At 72.9% G+C, this 15505-nt stretch carries 16 protein-coding genes; 13 read left to right on the top strand and 3 right to left on the bottom strand.

Annotated elements, in window-relative coordinates:
- Position 1: 1 nt before the first annotated feature.
- A complete protein-coding gene (locus AQJ11_RS44720; protein WP_208616778.1) occupies positions 2-526 on the bottom strand; it encodes a DinB family protein in 525 nt (174 codons plus the stop codon).
- A gap of 220 nt (positions 527-746) precedes the next feature.
- On the opposite strand from AQJ11_RS44720, the gene AQJ11_RS44725 reads away from it, so the two are divergent.
- The 4 genes from AQJ11_RS44725 to AQJ11_RS44740 all read left to right on the top strand — a co-directional run bounded on the left by AQJ11_RS44725 (position 747) and on the right by AQJ11_RS44740 (position 6111).
- Positions 747-3593: an ATP-binding protein gene (locus AQJ11_RS44725; RefSeq protein ID WP_059267350.1), complete on the top strand. Its 2847-nt coding sequence runs from the start codon at positions 747-749 to the stop codon at positions 3591-3593.
- A 104-nt stretch (positions 3594-3697) separates the two neighbouring features.
- Positions 3698-4690 (top strand): AraC-like ligand-binding domain-containing protein, encoded by a 993-nt coding sequence (locus tag AQJ11_RS44730; protein ID WP_014669379.1) that lies wholly within the window; start codon positions 3698-3700, stop codon positions 4688-4690.
- Positions 4691-4742: 52 nt separating this feature from the next.
- The gene (locus AQJ11_RS44735; protein WP_014669378.1) at positions 4743-5363 is read left to right on the top strand and encodes an alpha/beta fold hydrolase; all 621 of its coding nucleotides are present in this window, start codon (positions 4743-4745) and stop codon (positions 5361-5363) included.
- 88 nt (positions 5364-5451) lie between these two features.
- Positions 5452-6111 (top strand): hypothetical protein, encoded by a 660-nt coding sequence (locus AQJ11_RS44740; protein ID WP_175252012.1) that lies wholly within the window; start codon positions 5452-5454, stop codon positions 6109-6111.
- A gap of 27 nt (positions 6112-6138) precedes the next feature.
- Here the strand turns inward: AQJ11_RS44740 and map are convergent, their stop codons facing one another.
- A complete protein-coding gene (gene map, locus AQJ11_RS44745) occupies positions 6139-6906 on the bottom strand; it encodes a type I methionyl aminopeptidase (protein ID WP_059267351.1) in 768 nt (255 codons plus the stop codon).
- Between the two features lie 157 nt (positions 6907-7063).
- Here map and AQJ11_RS44750 point away from each other — a divergent pair, with 157 nt between their 5' ends.
- The 9 genes from AQJ11_RS44750 (at position 7064) to AQJ11_RS44790 (ending at position 14748) form a co-directional block, all read left to right on the top strand.
- Complete coding sequence (locus AQJ11_RS44750) at positions 7064-8263, top strand: serine hydrolase domain-containing protein (protein WP_059267352.1); 1200 nt, start codon at positions 7064-7066, stop codon at positions 8261-8263.
- Positions 8264-8322: 59 nt separating this feature from the next.
- On the top strand, positions 8323-8493 hold the full coding sequence (locus AQJ11_RS44755; RefSeq protein ID WP_244218682.1) for a hypothetical protein: 171 nt from the start codon (positions 8323-8325) through the stop codon (positions 8491-8493).
- A 133-nt stretch (positions 8494-8626) separates the two neighbouring features.
- Positions 8627-9184 carry a pyridoxamine 5'-phosphate oxidase family protein gene (locus AQJ11_RS44760; RefSeq protein WP_059267354.1) on the top strand — a complete coding sequence of 186 codons (558 nt, stop codon included), beginning with the start codon at positions 8627-8629 and terminating at the stop codon, positions 9182-9184.
- Positions 9185-9720: 536 nt separating this feature from the next.
- Positions 9721-10305, top strand: coding sequence for a dihydrofolate reductase family protein (locus tag AQJ11_RS44765; RefSeq protein ID WP_014669372.1), 585 nt, complete (start codon positions 9721-9723; stop codon positions 10303-10305).
- Positions 10306-10420: 115 nt separating this feature from the next.
- The gene (locus tag AQJ11_RS44770; protein ID WP_059267355.1) at positions 10421-11341 is read left to right on the top strand and encodes an EamA family transporter; all 921 of its coding nucleotides are present in this window, start codon (positions 10421-10423) and stop codon (positions 11339-11341) included.
- Between the two features lie 112 nt (positions 11342-11453).
- A complete protein-coding gene (locus AQJ11_RS44775; protein ID WP_059267356.1) occupies positions 11454-11939 on the top strand; it encodes a pyridoxamine 5'-phosphate oxidase family protein in 486 nt (161 codons plus the stop codon).
- Between the two features lie 69 nt (positions 11940-12008).
- Positions 12009-12782 carry a maleylpyruvate isomerase family mycothiol-dependent enzyme gene (locus AQJ11_RS44780; protein ID WP_059267357.1) on the top strand — a complete coding sequence of 258 codons (774 nt, stop codon included), beginning with the start codon at positions 12009-12011 and terminating at the stop codon, positions 12780-12782.
- A 200-nt stretch (positions 12783-12982) separates the two neighbouring features.
- Positions 12983-13576 (top strand): DinB family protein, encoded by a 594-nt coding sequence (locus tag AQJ11_RS44785; RefSeq protein WP_014669368.1) that lies wholly within the window; start codon positions 12983-12985, stop codon positions 13574-13576.
- Positions 13577-14091: 515 nt separating this feature from the next.
- Positions 14092-14748, top strand: coding sequence for a DUF3566 domain-containing protein (locus AQJ11_RS44790; RefSeq protein WP_244218683.1), 657 nt, complete (start codon positions 14092-14094; stop codon positions 14746-14748).
- Between the two features lie 71 nt (positions 14749-14819).
- Here AQJ11_RS44790 and AQJ11_RS44795 read toward each other — a convergent pair whose 3' ends face one another.
- Positions 14820-15029 carry a hypothetical protein gene (locus AQJ11_RS44795; protein WP_059267359.1) on the bottom strand — a complete coding sequence of 70 codons (210 nt, stop codon included), beginning with the start codon at positions 15027-15029 and terminating at the stop codon, positions 14820-14822.
- Between the last annotated feature and the right edge of the window lie 476 nt (positions 15030-15505).

Consider the following 15505-nt stretch of genomic DNA (forward strand, 5'->3'; position numbering starts at 1 on the left):
GCTAGGTCGTCAGGACCAGCCAGCGGCGGCCGTCGATGAGTTCCCGGGCCGCGTCGAGGTGGCCGGCGTGGCACGCGGTCTCGGTGATGACGTGCAGCAGGACGTCGCGCAGGGTGTGCAGGTGCGGTTCACCGAACAGGTCGTGGGGCCACCAGGCCAGCCCGGCGTCGGCAGGAGTGCCGGCGATCACGGCATCGGCGAGTTCCGTCTCCTGCCGGTACCCGTCGAGCACGTCGACGGCCGACACCTCCGGGGCCACCTTCCACGCTTCGTCGCCGCTCGTCAGACCGCGGATGACCTCCTCGTCCCCGGCGAGGACCGCGCGGAACCAGAACCGCTCCACGTCCAGTGCGAGGTGCTGGACCAGTCCCAGGCAGTGCCATCCGGAGGGCAGCACGGGCCGTCGCAGATCCTTCGCGTCGAGCCCGTCGAGGATGCCGAGGACGTGGCGCCGCTGTCCGTCCAGGACCCGGAGGAGCGCCCCGACCTCGGCGTCCGGAGTTGTTTCGCTCGGATTTTCGGTCATGGTCACCCAGGATCGCCGAAACTCCGTGGCCGTGCGGGCCGTTCCCGCCAAGTCGCCTTCCACTCCGGAAGAAGCCGTCCCCCCAGGCTCGGCGATCATTGTCACAGCGCCTACCACGGCCGCGCTGACCTGCGGCTTTGTAGGGTGGTGAGGGCAGGGTGCGCCGCGTCCGTGCGGCGGGCCGGGGTCCTGTCCGCTTCGATGCCTGGTGGAGGGCCGTGTGGACCGCTTCCTACAGCCGCGGATGTCGGCTCGTGCCGACGGCGTGCACCCACGTGTACGGGGCCGTGACGAGGAACTCGCCTTCCTCGGCGCACGTTTCGACGCGCTGGCCGAAGGCCGCGGCGGTGTCGTGTGCATCGAGGGTCCTCCCGGGAGCGGCAAGACGCGTCTGCTCGCGGAGGTGCAGCGGATGGCGGTCGAGCGCAGGCTGCGTCTGTTCCGGGGAGGTGCGGATCCCGACGGCCAGTTCGTTCCGCTCGGGCCGCTGCTGGACGGCCTGTCGACGGGCTCGGGTTCCTTGTTCGACGCGGACAGGCTGCGGAGTCTGGCCGCCGCCCCCGAGCAGCGGTTCTGGATGTTGCAGGAGTTGCAGGACCGGCTGGAGCAGGTGGCGCTGGACACGCCCTTGGTGATCACGATGGACGACGTCCAGTGGCTGGACGACGTGACCCTGCTGGCGCTGCGGACCTTGTCGGTCCGGTTGTCGGCCCACGCGATCCTGTGGGTGGTGAGCGTACGCAGCACCGTGGTGGCGCCGGGCGTCCGTACGATGATCGACCACCTGGAGAGCATCGGGGGGCACCGGCTCCCGCTCGGTCCGCTGGCGGACACCGCGGTCACGGGGATCGCGGAGGACGTGCTGGGAGCCGTGCCCGACGAGGCCACCCTGGGCGTGGTGCGGCGGGCCGAGGGCGTGCCCCTGCTGGTGGTGGAGCTGTTGCGCGGCTTGCGCGAGGAGCGGGCCGTCACGGTCACGGACGGCGTGGCGGTGCTGACGGGGCCGGCCCTGCCGACGGGTTTCCAGGGTTCGGTGCGCCGCCATCTCGACCAGGTCTCCCCGCAGGCCAGGGAGGTCGTGCGGGCCGCCGCCGCGGTGGGCCGTACGGTCACCGTCGGTCTTCTCGCCGAGTTGCTCGGCACGCCGGCCGCGGCACTGATCGAGCCGGTTCAGGAGGCTGTGGACGCGTCGCTGTTCGTCGAGGAGGGCGAGCGTCTGCTGTTCCGTCACGACTTGTTCCGCGAAGCCGTGGAAGGCAGCCTTCCGGTGGCGGTGCGCAAAGCGGTGCGGCGGCACGCGGCCGACGTCCTGCTGCGGCGTGGCGCGCCGGTGACCGAGGTGGCCGCCCTGCTCGCGGACAGTGCCGGGGCGGGCGACCGGGTGGCCGTGGAGCTGCTGCGGCAGGCCGCCGCGGAGTTGTCGGCGTCCGCTCCGTCGTCGGCCCTGGCGCTCAGCCGGCGGGCCCTGGAGCTCACGGACGGAGGGGCCGCGGAGCGTCCTGTGATCATCGCGGAGACGGTGCTGCTGTTCTGGCAGGCCGGGCAGGCGGCCGAGGGGCGGGCGCTCGCCGCCGCCGCGCTGCCGGGAACGATGGCGCCGGAGGCCGAGGCGCAGGTCCGTCTGGGGCTGGCCCGGGTGTCGAGTCAGTACGACTTCACGGAAGCCGTCCGGCAGGCGCGTACCGGAGCCGCCCTGGCCGGTGCGGCACCCGCGTTGCGGGCCCAGTTGCTGGCCCTGGAGTGTCTGAACCTCTCGATGGCCGGGGACTTCCGGGCGACCGCCGACGCGGTGGCCGAGGCGCTGGACGCCGCCGCCGACGCGGGGGACGGGGCCGCCCGGGCGACCGCGGTCGCGGTCGATTCGGTGGTGTGGTTCTACCGGATGGACTGGGACCGGGCCTTCGCCCTCGCCGAGGACGCGGCTCGTCTGGCCGCCGACGTGGGTATCGCGCACTCCCTGTGGGTGCCGGAGGCCCTGTGGAAGGCGTTCCTGCTGAACGCGGCGGCACGCGTGGAGGAGGCGCTGGAGGAGTCCGCGTCCGGCGTCCGCGAGACCCGGCGGCAGGGCCAGGCCGCGGCGATGAGCCTGTGGCTGAGCAACCGGTGCCGGGTGCTGCTGGACGCCGGCCGGCTGGAGGACGCGCGGGCGGAAGCGGAGGCGGCGGCGGCCATGGTCCAGGACCTCGGCCTGGGCAACTTCGCCGACGCGACCGTCCTCTACACGCTGCTGCGCGTCGCCGTGCACACCGACGACCGCGAGGCGGTGCGGACCTACGCCGCCGATGTGCGCGACCGCATGATCGCCGATCCGGCGCTCCTGGTGCGCAATGTGGGGTCCTGGCTGCTGGCGCTGGTCGCGGACTACGAGGGCCGTCCCGATCGGGCCATGGAGGTCCTGTCCGAGGCGGTCGGCACGTTCGGCCTGGTGGGTCCCTCGCTGGCGAGTCCGGACGATCCCGCCGACACCGTCGTCTTCGTCCGTCTGGCGCTGCGGGCGGGGGCGACCGGGCGCGCCGCCGAAGCGGTGGCGGCGGCCGAGCTGCGGGCGGAGCGCAATCCCCGCTTCCCGGTCCTGGCGGCCGTCGCCGCGCACGCCCGCGGGCTGCTCGACAACGACCTGGCGGTCCTGCTGCGCGCCGTCGAGTTGTACGAGGGCGTTCCCCGGCTGCTGCCCCGGGCGTCCGCGCTCGAAGACGCGGGCCGCAAGCTCGCCTCGCGGCGCGCCGCCGAGGCCGTCCCGCACCTGGACGCCGCGCTCAACCTCTACACGCAGGCGGGCGCCGAGCGGGATGCCGCGCGCGTCCGCCGCCGGCTGCGTGCCGTGGGCGCCCCCCGGCGCCGTACGTCGTCGCGGCGGCTCGCCGCCGCCTGGCCCGAGCTGACCGCCTCGGAGGTGGCGGTGGTCCGGCTGGTGGCCCAGGGGCTGACGAACGGCCGGACCGCCGAGCACCTGGGCATCTCCCCGCACACGGTCAGCTCGCACCTGCGGCACGCGTTCACCAAGCTGGACATCACCTCGCGGGTCGAACTCGCCCGGCTCGCCGCCGAGCGGGAACACGCGCAGTAGTCGCTCCGCATCCCACGACCGCTTCCGCGATCGGCGCGGATCGTGGGACGCGCGCGGTAGGCGCCGGTTGTCAAGCTCGTCTGGAGAGAAAGCGAGACGACTTCATGGCTTTGCCTCCGACCGTCCAGGACGCGTGCGACGACACGGACAGCTTCTACACCACTGACGCGCTGCCGCCCGGTGCGGACAGGCAGGGCTACTGGCGCGACGCCTGGTCCCGGACCTTCGGGACCGTCAGCCTCTCCCTCCCGCACGACGCGTACTCGGGCACCATCCACACCAGACCGCTCGGCCCCCTGCGGAGCGTCGCCGTGACCGGCGACCGCCTGTCCGTGCGGCGCGGCCCCCAGCACATCGCCACCGGGCCGGAGAGCGCGCACGTGGTGGTCAACGTCCTGGTGACAGGCGTCGCCCGGATCGAGCAGGACGGCCGGGACACCCGCCTGGGACCGGGGGAGGTCGTGGTCTACGACACGGCGCGCCCCCTCCGCCTGGACATCCCGGAGTCGTTCCAGGCGCATTCCCTCGTCCTGCGCCGACGCGACCTGGGCCTGAGCGCGCGACAGACAGCCGACATCACCGCCACCCCGCTCGGCCCCGGCACACCGGTGGGCACCTTGATGTCGCCGTTCATCACCAGGCTCGTCGACAAGGCGGGCACCCTTCCCTCGCGCACCCGTGAGCTGGTGGCCCACACCACGCTGAACCTGCTCGCCACGCTGGTCGACGAACGGATCGGCAGCGCGCGCGGCGGACCTCGGGCCGGGGGCAGCCGCGCCCTGCTGGAACGCGTCCGGACGTTCATCGACGAGCACCTCACCGATCCCGCGCTCTCCCCCGTGATGATCGCCCGCGCCCATCACATCTCGCCGCGCTATCTGCACAAGCTCTTCGAAGGGGAGAGCACCACCGTGAGCGGCTTCGTCCGGCAGCGCCGGCTGGAGGAGAGCCGCCGCGACATGGCCCGCCACGCCGACCGGACGATCGCCGCCGTGGCACATCAGTACGGTTTCGCCAGCGCCTCCCACTTCAGCAGAGCGTTCCGCGCGCAGTACGGCGTCTCCGCCACCGAGTGGCGCACCGCCCAGCAGTCGTGACTCGACCGACCGGACCGGCAGCACCATCCCCCCGCCCATGCCAAGGAATGACGTGGTCACGACTCCCACCGCCCTTCTTCTCCATGGGGCCTTCACCGACGCGAGCGTCTGGCTGCGCGTCACCGCACGGTTGCGCCACCACGCCGTCCCGGTGACAGCTCCCGCCAACCCCCTCGGGGGCCTGGCGGCCGATGCCGCGTACATCTCCTGCGTCGCCTCGCGGATCGCCGGCCCCGTCGTGCTCGTCGGTCACGCGTACGGCGGCACGGTCATCTCCGCCGCCGGCACGGCGCCGAACGTCGTCGGACTGGTCTCCATCGCGGCGTACGCCCTGGCGGAAGGCGAAAGCGTGCGCGACCTGGAGCGACGCTTCCCCTCCCCCACCGTGGCCGGCCGCCTCGGAGAGACGGCGCACCCGCTCGGCACGGGGCACCACCCCTTCGCCGAACTCGCCCGCGCCGAGGCCGCACCGGCCGCGGCGTGGCGGACCCGGCCGTCCTGGATGCTGCTGGCCGGCGCCGACCCGGCCAGCAGCCCCGAAGCCGTGCGCTTCTGCGCCAGGCGGGCCGAGGCGACCCTTCTCGAAATCGGCGACGCCGCACACGCCGTTCCCCTGTCGCACCCGGCGGACGTCGCCGAACTGATCCGTGACGCGGTACGGGCGACGACCTGAAGCACACCCGGGGCGCACGCACCCGGTGGCCCCTGAGCGTTGCCCGGTCGGTCCCCTGGCAGCGGACGATCATTGGTACGGTCCCGGCATGGCTACCGTAGAGCGATCAGTGAGCGGCCCGGTTACCGCGGCCGACGTCGAACGCGCCGTCCGCTCGGCGCTCGCCACTCTGCGCGCGGCCGAGGCGCTGGACTGGAGTGTGACGGCCGGTTCCCTGGAGTGGGACTGCTGGGAGACCGTCGAGCACCTCGCCGACGACCTGTTCTCCTACGCCGTCCAACTCGGCCCGGCGAACCCGCCGCTGGACACCCATGTGCCCTTCGCGTGGAGCCGGAGGAGGCCGGGCGGCCCGGCGAACGCCGTCTTCGCGGACCGGGAGGCCGGTACGGCGGGTCTGCTGCACGTGCTGGACGCCAGTGGCGCCTTGCTGACCGCGATCGTCCGCACCGCACCGCCCACGGTGCGGGCACACCACGTCTTCGGTGCCTCCGACCCCGAAGGCTTCGCCGCGATGGGCGTCGTCGAGACCCTGGTGCACACCCACGACGTCGCCGAGGGTCTGGGGCTGGAGTGGACACCGCCCGCCGACCTGTGCGACCGCGTGCTGGCCCGGCTCTTCCCCGACGCCCCGGCCGATACCGACCGGTGGCGGACCCTCCTCTGGGCGACCGGTCGCTCAGAGCTTCCCGGCCGGCCGCGCCTGACCACGTGGCGCTGGTACGGCACACCCCGCGTCGAGGCTCGGTAGTGCGGTGGCGTCCCGCTTCCGGGGGCGTCAGGGCAGGGTCAGGACGCGGGGGCCCTGGTCGGTGATGGCGACGGTGTGCTCGAAGTGGGCGGCCCTGCTGCCGTCGGTGGTGCGCAGGGTCCAGCCGTCGGTGTCGGTGCGGTAGGTGTCGTGCCCGCCGGCCATGAGCATGGGTTCGATGGCGAGGACCAGTCCGTGGCGCAGGGGGAAGCCGCGGCCGGGGCGACCGCGGTTGGGGACGTGGGGGTCCTCGTGCATGCGGCGGCCGATGCCGTGGCCGCCGAAGTCGGCGGGCATGCCGCAGCCGGCCTTGCGGGCGACGGTGTCGATGGCGTGCGAGATGTCGCCGATGCGACCGCCCACCTGGGCCGCGGCGATGCCGGCGTCGAGGGCTTCCTGGGTGGCGTCGATCAGGTCGAGGTCGCCGGGGCGCGGCGTTCCGACGGTGAAGCTGATGGCCGCGTCGCCCGTCCAGCCGTCGAGTTCGGCGCCGCAGTCGATGCTCACCAGGTCGCCGTCGCGCAGCCGGTAGCCGTTGGGGATGCCGTGCGACACGGCGTCGTTGACGGACGTGCAGATCACGGCCGGGAACGCGACCGGGGCGAAGGACGGCCGGTATCCGAGGAACGGGGAGCCGGCTCCGGCGTCGGCCAGAACCGCCCGGGCCGCTTCGTCCAGTTCTCCCAGGGACACCCCCACGTCGGCCGCCTCCCGGACCGCGGCCAGGGCACGGGCCACCACACGCCCGGCTTCCCGCATCACGTCCAGTGCGGCATCGGTCTTGATCTCCACCATGTGTTCGTCTCCCCGGAGCACATCGACCCAATACTTATACCGGTATTTGTATCACGGTCAGGGGGCGGCTCCTCATCGCCGTGACAGGGTGGCGGCGATGAGTTCCCGCCGGCCCCGGAGTCGTGGACAGGAGGACCACCCGAGCGGAAGGCCACCGATGAACACGCTGCGCGAGACCCTGCACCGGTACGTCGACGAGGGGACGGTGCCGGGCGCCGTCGGCCTGGTCTCCCACGGGGACGCCGTCGAGGTGGTGACCGCCGGCTCGCTGGACACCGGCGGCACGGCACCGATGGCGCGGGACTCGCTCTTCCGTATCGCGTCCCTCACCAAGCCCGTCACAGCGGCGGCGGTACTGATGCTCGTGGAGGAGGGGCGGCTCGCCCTGGACGCGCCGGTCGAGCGGTGGCTGCCGGAGCTGGCGAAGCCGAACGTGGTGCGCACCCCTGACGCCCCGGTCGAGGACGTCGTCCCGGCGGCCCGCCCGATCACGGTCGAGGACCTCCTCAGCTCCCGCACCGGCTGGGGGTTCCCCGACGACTTCTCCCTCCCGGCGGTGCGGGCCCTGTTCACGGTGCAGAAGGACGGCCGCGCCCTTCAGGACTGGCCGGACGCGGACACCTGGCTGGCTCTCCTCGCGCGGGTGCCGATGCTGCACCACCCGGGAGACGCCTGGCTGTACGGAACCTCCTCCGACCTCCAGGGCATCCTGGTCGCCCGCGCGTCGGGCCGTACGCTCCCCGACTTCCTCGCGGAACGCGTCTTCGAGCCGCTGGGCATGAAGGACACGGCCTTCGAGGTCCCGGAGGCGAAGCGGCACCGCTTCACCTCGTCCTACACCCCGTCCCCGGACGGAACCCCGGAACCGGCGGACACCCCCGACGGGCTGTGGAGCCGCCGCCCGCGCTTCCACTCGGGCGGCGGGGGTCTCGTCTCCACGGCCGACGACTGGCTGGCCTTCGCCCGCATGCTGCTGAACGGAGGTGAGGCGGGCGGCCGGCGCCTCCTGACCCGCACCTCGGTCGGCCGCATGACCACCAACCACCTCACGGCGGAGCAGCGCGCCCGCGCCACACTCTTCCTGGAGGGCCAGGGCTGGGGCTACGGCGGCCAGGTCGACGTCACCCCGGCCGACCCCTGGAACGTCCCCGGCCGCTACGGCTGGGTGGGCGGCACGGGCACGACGGCGCACATCGTCCCGGCCACGGGCACGGTCGCGATCCTCCTGACGCAGGTGGCGATGGAGAACCCGACGCCGACGCCGCTGATGCGGGACTTCTGGAGGAGCGTGGCCGGAGGATCGTCAACGCCTCGGCCCGGAGGTCTCCTTGGCGAACAGGCGGCTCAGCCGGAGTGACGGCTCCTGGGGGGCCGGCCGCGACGAACCGCCGCGCCGATTCGCCATGCCGATTCGCCATGCCGAGTCACCGCGCCGAGTCACCGTGCCGATTCACCGCTCTGCCCGGTGCCTTCCCCTGCACCGAGCGCTGCGCCGCCGAGCTGACCGCCGGGGCCGTCCAGGACCGCTTCGGCCTGGCCATCGGCCTGATGATCGACGGGCTGCCGGTCGCACCGCGGGGCGCGTGACCAGGCCGGGGCCCCGGGTGGCGCGTCCGGCACGGGAGGTGGGGCGGGCGGCCGGGGGCGATGATGCTGACGGGGGCTTCAGGGCCCCATCAGGTCTCTGTCAGGTGTCCCGAGGAGAGAAGGGAGATCCGCCATGGCCGCACCCGGCCCCGCGACTCACCCCACGGCCGAGCTCGACGCCCGCTACAGCTCCGCGACCAACCCCCGCCCGGGTGCCGCGGACGTCACCGCCACCGAGTGGGCCGAGGCCCGGCGGAAGCTGGAGGCCGCCGAGATCTTCTGGGTCTCCACGGTGCGGCCCGACGGCCGGCTGCACGTCACCCCCGTCATCGCCACCTGGCACGACGGGCTGCTGTACTTCGCCACCGGTCCCGGGGAGCAGAAGGCGAGGAACCTCGCCCACGACGCGCACTGCGCGCTGACCACCGGGGGGAACTCCCTCACCCAGGGGCTCGACCTGGTCGTCGAGGGCACGGCGAAGCCCGTCACCGACCCGGCGGCCCTGGAGAAGGTGATCACGGCGTACGAGGCGAAGTACGGGCCGCACATCACCTCGCCCGAGGGCCCCTTCCACGGCATCGGCGACGCGTTCCGCAGGGGGGACGCGGTGGTGTTCGCGCTGACCCCGGCCACGGCGTACGGCTTCGGCAGGAACGACGGGGTCTACTCGCACACGCGGTGGACGTTCTGAGCGACGGCGGGGACCGGCCGGCGCCGAGAACGGTCCGCTCCGGTGGACCGGGCCACCCTGTCCCGGACCCGGCACCGGTCACTTCCGGGTGCGGTCCAGGAAGTCGTGCCCGCCGCGTCCTGCTCGCCGAACAGCGCCGTCGGCGTCGGACCCTCCCCCGGCCGCGCGTCCGTGGGGCCGCCTGCTCGACGTGACCGTCGGCTGCGGCTACCGCCCCTGGCCGGCCGGCGTCCGGCTCCTCGCGCTGAGCCCGGTGGGCACGTGGTCCTTCGGCACCCGCTCACCCGTCCCGGTCGGGCAAGGCGAAGGCGCCCCGTTCCGGCCCCTGGTCCACACGCTCGTCCTGGGGGGCTTGCGGCAAGGTCCGGGGGATGGCACAGAATCGTCGGCCGTGGCCGGAACCCAGGCCGCGATCCGGGGGATGGGGATGGGGGATGCGCGAAGTGCGCGTGTTGTCGTCGACGAGAGACCTCACCCGACGTGCGTCAGTCGGCCCGTGTCACCCGGCACACGTCACTCGACCTGTAAGGACATGCATGCGCAAGCTCACCTACTTCGTCGCCGGCACCATCGACGGTTTCATCGCGGGCCCCGACGGCGACTACGACTTCTTCTCCCCGTACCTCACCGAGGACTACCTCCCGCACCTCACGGTCGACTTCCCGGAGACCCTGCCCACTCCGGCGCGCGCGGCCCTCGGCGTCGCGGACGCCCCCAACACGCACTTCGACACCGTCGTCATGGGCCGCGGCACCTACGAGCCGGGCCTCGCCGCGGGCCTCACCAGCCCCTACGCCCATCTGCGGCAGATCGTCGTCTCCCGCTCGCTGGGGGTCAGCCCCGACGCGTCCGTCGAGGTCACCACCGAGGACCCGGTCGCGCTGGTCCGCCGGCTCAAGCAGGAGGAGGGTCTGGGCGTCTGGCTCTGCGGCGGCGGCGACCTGGCAGGTCAACTGCTCCCCGAGATCGACGAGTTGATCGTCAAGCAGTACCCGGTCGTGGCCGGATCCGGAATCCCCCTCTTCCGCGCCGAGTTCTCGCCGCGCGCCTTCAAGCTCACCGGCAGCCGCGTGTTCGACAACGGGACCATCGCCCTCACCTACACGAAGGCGTCCGCCTAGAAGGCCACTCGGCGCGACGGGGCGCGACCGGGCACGGCCAGACACAGCCGTGCCTGGCCGTGCCCGGTCGGGAAAATCACGTGCCGCGTCGCGCCCCGCCGTCGATAATCCCCGGATGGCCACCATGAACGCCGACACGGCCGAAGGCGGCCCGTCCCCCCGGTTCTCCCTGACCGCGCTCGCCGGACGTGGCTTCGGTGCGGTCCCGCCGACGGCGCTGGTCATGCTCGGCATCGTCAGCGTGCAGGTGGGCTCGGCACTGGCCAAGCACCTGTTCAGCGCGGTGGGCAGCTTCGGGACGGTCGCGCTGCGGCTGTTCTTCGCGGCGGCGGTGCTGGTGGTGGTGTGGCGGCCGTCGCCGCGTATGCGCCGTCGCGCGTGGGCGGTCGTGGTCGGCTACGGCGTGGTCCTCGGCCTGATGAACCTGTGTTTCTACCTGGCCCTGTCCCGGATTCCGCTGGGGATCGCGGTGACCACCGAGTTCCTCGGGCCGCTGGTGGTGGCGCTGGCCGGGTCGCGCAGATGGCTGGATGCGTTCTGGGCCCTGCTCGCGGCAGGCGGTGTGGTCCTGCTGATGGAGGGACGCGGCGACCTCGACCTCGTCGGGTTGCTGTTCGCCCTCGCCGCGGGAACGTGCTGGGGGCTGTACATCCTGGTCGGCGCGGCACTGGGCCGCCACACCACGGAGGGCGACGGCCTGGCCCTGGGCATGGCCGTCGCGGCGCTGGTGGCTGTGCCGTTCGGCGTGGCCGACAGCGGAACGGCGCTCATCCAGCCGTGGGTCCTGCTCGCGGGGCTCGGCGTGGCACTGTTGTCGTCCGTGATCCCGTACTCACTGGATCTGGAAGCACTGCGCAGGATCCCACCGCGCGTGTTCGGCATCCTGATGAGCCTCGAACCGGCGATGGCGGCCCTCATCGGCCTCGTCGTGCTGCACGAGTCGCTGCACTGGTCGCAGTGGCTGGCGGTGCTGTGCGTGGTGGCCGCGTCGGCGGGCGCTACCCGCGGCACCCGCCCGGACGACACGGCCTCGTAGGCCGGGCCAAGAGTTGAGGGGTTCAGTCAAGAGCTGAGGTGTTCATCGGTCGCTGGGCGTAGGTCCTGCGCCTCAGGCGCGCGTCGTGCCCGCTTGGCTAGGGTCGGCGCTCATGGAGACCACGGGAATCGTCCGCCGCCGGACGGCGGAACGTATGCGCGACACTCTGGAGCGGCTCGTCACCGAGCGGGACGTGTGGGTGTCGACGGCCCACCCCGATCACGGGCCGCACCAGGTGCCGCTGTGGTTCTCGTGGGACGGGCGAGCGGTGTGGATGTGCACCAGCGCCACTTCCGTGACGGTGCGGAACATCCGCGAAGAGCCGCGCGTGCGCCTGTCGCTCCCGGACACCTCCGACGTGGTGCTCCTCCAGGGCGAGGCGGAGAGCTTCCCGGACCAGGAGGTGCCCGGAGACGCGGCGGATGCGTTCGCCGACAAGTTCGGGTGGGACCCACGTGTGGAAGAGGGCTCCTTCGTGTACGTGCGCGTGGTCCCGAAGACTGTGCGCGCCTGGCGCGGTGAGCCGGAACTACGCGGTCGAGTCATCATGCGCGACGGGATGTGGCTGGAGCACCAGGAGCTGTCCTGGCAATCATGAGCGGGAGTCGACGCGTTCGTCCGACAAATTCGCTATCGGGCGGCCGGAGCGCCGTGATACACAACCGCCGTGCAAAACATCTTGGAGTTCCCCGAGGTCCTGCGGCTGATCGAAGACCGCTCGGCCGCGTTCCGCGCTGCGATCGCGTCCGCCCCCGACCTTGACGTCCAGGTCCCGACCTGCCCGGACTGGACCCTGCGCGAACTGGCGCAGCACCTCGGCGACGGCCGCCGCCGCCAGGCCGCCATCGTCGCGGCGGGCCCGGGCGCCGAGCCCCCGGCGAGGACGAGCCCGAAGGGCGCCCCGACCGCGCCCCGCGACCGCGAAGCCCTGGACGCGTGGCTCGCCGAGTCGACCGAGCTCATGCTGGACGCGATGCGCGAGGCCGGACCGGACCGCGGCTGCTGGACCTGGTGGGGCCGCTCGCAGGCCCCGGAGACCAGCGGAGCCGTGGCCCGGCACCAGATCCAGGAGATCGCCGTCCACACCTACGACGCCCAGCTCACCCAGGGCGCCGCACAGCCGCTGCCGACGGACGTCGCGGTCGAGGGCGTCGACGAGTTCCTGACGACCGTGTCGGCGACGACCGTCCCCTGGCCGTACAAGCCGGCGACCATCGACCTGCACGCGACCGAGGGCCGCTCCTGGCGCCTGACCCTCAACGCCGACGGCGTCCGCTGCGACGACCTCGCCGCCGACGCGGAGCCGGGCGACATGGCGATGCGAGGCGCAGCGAGCGAACTGGTCCTCTACTTCTACGAGCGCGTCCCGCTCGACGGCCTGGAGACCACCGGCGACACCGAGCCGATGGAGCAGCTCGCAGACTGGGACCCGAACGCGTAAAGCGCGCACACTTGTGACGCATCCGTCGGTGGTGCGCGCGCTCTCGCGGGCGCCACTGGGCCCGGTCAGCGCGCCGACCGCACCCGGTTCGAGGCTGTCATGGCGCGGATCCGGGTGCCCGCCTGGACGCCTGGACCCCGGGCGCGGGGAGCGGTACGAAAAGGGGTGTGGGGGGATCGCGCGGGCGGCAGACTTGCCGCATGATCACACCGGATCCCAAAGCAGACCTTCATACCTACCTTCAGTCCGCCCGTGATGCCCTGCTGTGGAAGCTCGAAGGGCTCTCGGAGTACGACATCCGCCGCCCGCTGACGCCCACCGGCACCAACCTCCTCGGCCTGGTGAAACACGCGGCCGGCGTGGAGTTGGGATATCTCGGCGACGTTTTCGGACGGCCGTCCGGCGAGCCGCTGCCCTGGCTCGACGAAGGTGCCGAAACCAACGCGGACATGTGGGCCACCGCCGACGAGTCACGGGAGTTCGTCGTGGAGTTGTACCGCCGTGCGTGGCGGCACGCCGACGCGACGGTGGAGGCGCTGGCGCTGGACACGGTCGGCAGGGTGCCGTGGTGGCCCGACGGCAAGGACGAGGTGACGTTGCACCACGCCGTGGTACGCGTGATCGCCGATACACACCGGCACGCCGGGCACGCCGACATCGTCCGCGAACTCCTGGACGGCGCCGTGGGGATGAGCAAGGGCAACGACGCCGTGGCGCCCGGCGATTCGGCGTGGTGGGAGACCTATCGAAGCCGGCTGGAGCGCGCGGCCCGGGAAGCCGACCGAGGCGCCTGACCCGCGCCGGTCGCGCACATCCGCACGCCCCGCTTCGGCAGGCGACAGGCGGCACGCGGCAGGCGGTGACATGGCGGGGTGTGTCGGTGGGGAGCACCGGCGTGGAGTGACGACCGGCGGCGGGCCCCCGGTGGCGGGCCCCCGGTGGCGGTGCGACCGGTGGCGGTGCGACCGGAGGCACGGGCCGTCTCCGCGCCGGTCGGGATTCAGCCCTTCGGGGCATGTGTCCGTCGTACGGCCGACACGCTCGTACACCCATTCGGCGGTGTCGCCCGGGGGCGTTCCGGTGTCGTCCGGCGGGTGGGGTCCGGCCCGCTGTGAGGCGGCTCCCGTGCCGTCGCGGCCGGTTCCCGGGGCCGGTCTCCGGGACCTCCTCCGGGTGCGGGGGCGCCCCTGTCGCCCATACGGTCGGATGCACGGACCAGCAGGCCCCAGAGGCCGCCGGGCGGTCGACGGAGGCCCGTTCGATGGCGGAGGGCACTGCGAAGGCTGCCGGGCCAGTCAGGGAGACAGGCATGAGTCGAGCCAAGCGCAGGCCCCCCACCATCGCCGGAGAGCAGGCGGCAGTGACGCAGGGCGGCGGAGCCCGCAGCTCCCCGGAGAACGGCTCCACCGCACCTCCCCACCCCACGGAACGGCCGGTTCCGGTGAAGGAACCGGAGGAGTTGGAGGAGTTGGAGGAGTCGAGGGAATCGGAGGAGTCCGGTGTTGCCGAGGGCGCCGGGCCCGCAGCCGCGTCCGGCGCGGCTGCCGCCTCCGGGCCCCGGACGATACGGATGCGCATAGCCGAGGGCGATCCCTGGTCGGTGATGGTGACGAGCTTCCTGCTCCTCGCGGGGGTCGGCATCCTGGCGTTCGCCACCACGGTCGTCCTCTGGATCCTGATGGAGGCCATGGCGCCGGACGTCCTGCCGGACCTGGGCACCGTCGTGGCCATCGCGATCGGCGTCGTCACCGTGGAAGTCGTCCTGGGCACCGGCCTGGCGACGCTGGGGACCTTCCTCTACAACCTGTCGTCGCTGTACAGCGGGGGCGTCGAGGTGTCCGTGACCGACGATCTGGACCTGCCCCCGGCCGCTGCCCAGGTCCTGCCGGCCATGGCAAGGGCCCGGGCCCGTGTGCGCCGCTGCCTGCGCGGGCGCACCCCCTGGCCGCGGTCGTGGTCGGGGTGACGTGCGCGGGCCGAACGTCCGCCTGGCAACGACGACCGGGTACGACGTGAGCCGCGTACGTCCTGGCCTCCTCAGCGGCTGATCCGGCGCGCAACCGCCACCCCGGCGGGCTTGTCCGGGTCGCGCACGGCGTAGACGCCGTTGATCTTCCCGTCGGCGATCTCGCCCAGGAAGGCGGCTTCCGGGCGGTCGCCGCCGTGGACCACCGTCGCGAGCGCGTTGGTGCGGTTGACCACCTTGATCCGCGGGCCTGCCGACCGTCCCCCGCGGAAGCTCCGCATGAGGACCGCGGCCCCCTTCTCCGCCCCCACCACCGGCCGCCGCCCCACGACGGTCCCGCCGCCCCGCGACGGTCCCGCCGCCTCCGCGGTCCAGGTGACTCCGGTGCGAGCAGCGAGAGCAGCCCTTCCCAGTCACCAGTCACCGGTCACCGGTCACCGGTCACCGCCGCGGTCACGAACTGCTCGGTGATCCGTCACCACGGGCTTGCCCACCGCCGCGCCGCCCAGGTCATGCCCTCAACACACCGCCATCCGCCGGGATGTGTCACGACGTGGGGCATGACGCACGACACAACCTCCGGCAAGGCGGCCGAGCAGTCCGGACGTGCGGGTGCGCACACCGTGCACTCCAGGTCACAGAGTTGTGCACGGACAAGTCATTCGGGGCGAATCAGCGCCATAGCGTCGAGGGACCAGGCCCGCCGAGTCCGAGGACATCCCTTGACATCAGTGCAACACTCCGCGACACCCACCCA

Source organism: Streptomyces corchorusii (assembly GCF_001514055.1).
Classification (GTDB): Bacteria; Actinomycetota; Actinomycetes; order Streptomycetales; family Streptomycetaceae; genus Streptomyces; species Streptomyces olivaceoviridis.

Bases quoted from the DNA above. Each gene is read 5' to 3' on its own strand.
- AQJ11_RS44720 (WP_208616778.1), bottom strand. From the start codon at position 526: ATGACCGAAAATCCGAGCGAAACAACTCCGGACGCCGAGGTCGGGGCG.
- AQJ11_RS44730 (WP_014669379.1), top strand. From the start codon at position 3,698: ATGGCTTTGCCTCCGACCGTCCAGGACGCGTGCGACGACACGGACAGC.
- AQJ11_RS44740 (WP_175252012.1), top strand. From the start codon at position 5,452: ATGGCTACCGTAGAGCGATCAGTGAGCGGCCCGGTTACCGCGGCCGAC.
- map (WP_059267351.1), bottom strand. From the start codon at position 6,906: ATGGTGGAGATCAAGACCGATGCCGCACTGGACGTGATGCGGGAAGCC.
- AQJ11_RS44750 (WP_059267352.1), top strand. From the start codon at position 7,064: ATGAACACGCTGCGCGAGACCCTGCACCGGTACGTCGACGAGGGGACG.
- AQJ11_RS44755 (WP_244218682.1), top strand. From the start codon at position 8,323: ATGCCGAGTCACCGCGCCGAGTCACCGTGCCGATTCACCGCTCTGCCC.
- AQJ11_RS44760 (WP_059267354.1), top strand. From the start codon at position 8,627: ATGGCCGCACCCGGCCCCGCGACTCACCCCACGGCCGAGCTCGACGCC.
- AQJ11_RS44765 (WP_014669372.1), top strand. From the start codon at position 9,721: ATGCGCAAGCTCACCTACTTCGTCGCCGGCACCATCGACGGTTTCATC.
- AQJ11_RS44770 (WP_059267355.1), top strand. From the start codon at position 10,421: ATGGCCACCATGAACGCCGACACGGCCGAAGGCGGCCCGTCCCCCCGG.
- AQJ11_RS44775 (WP_059267356.1), top strand. From the start codon at position 11,454: ATGGAGACCACGGGAATCGTCCGCCGCCGGACGGCGGAACGTATGCGC.
- AQJ11_RS44785 (WP_014669368.1), top strand. From the start codon at position 12,983: ATGATCACACCGGATCCCAAAGCAGACCTTCATACCTACCTTCAGTCC.
- AQJ11_RS44790 (WP_244218683.1), top strand. From the start codon at position 14,092: ATGAGTCGAGCCAAGCGCAGGCCCCCCACCATCGCCGGAGAGCAGGCG.
- AQJ11_RS44795 (WP_059267359.1), bottom strand. From the start codon at position 15,029: ATGCGGAGCTTCCGCGGGGGACGGTCGGCAGGCCCGCGGATCAAGGTG.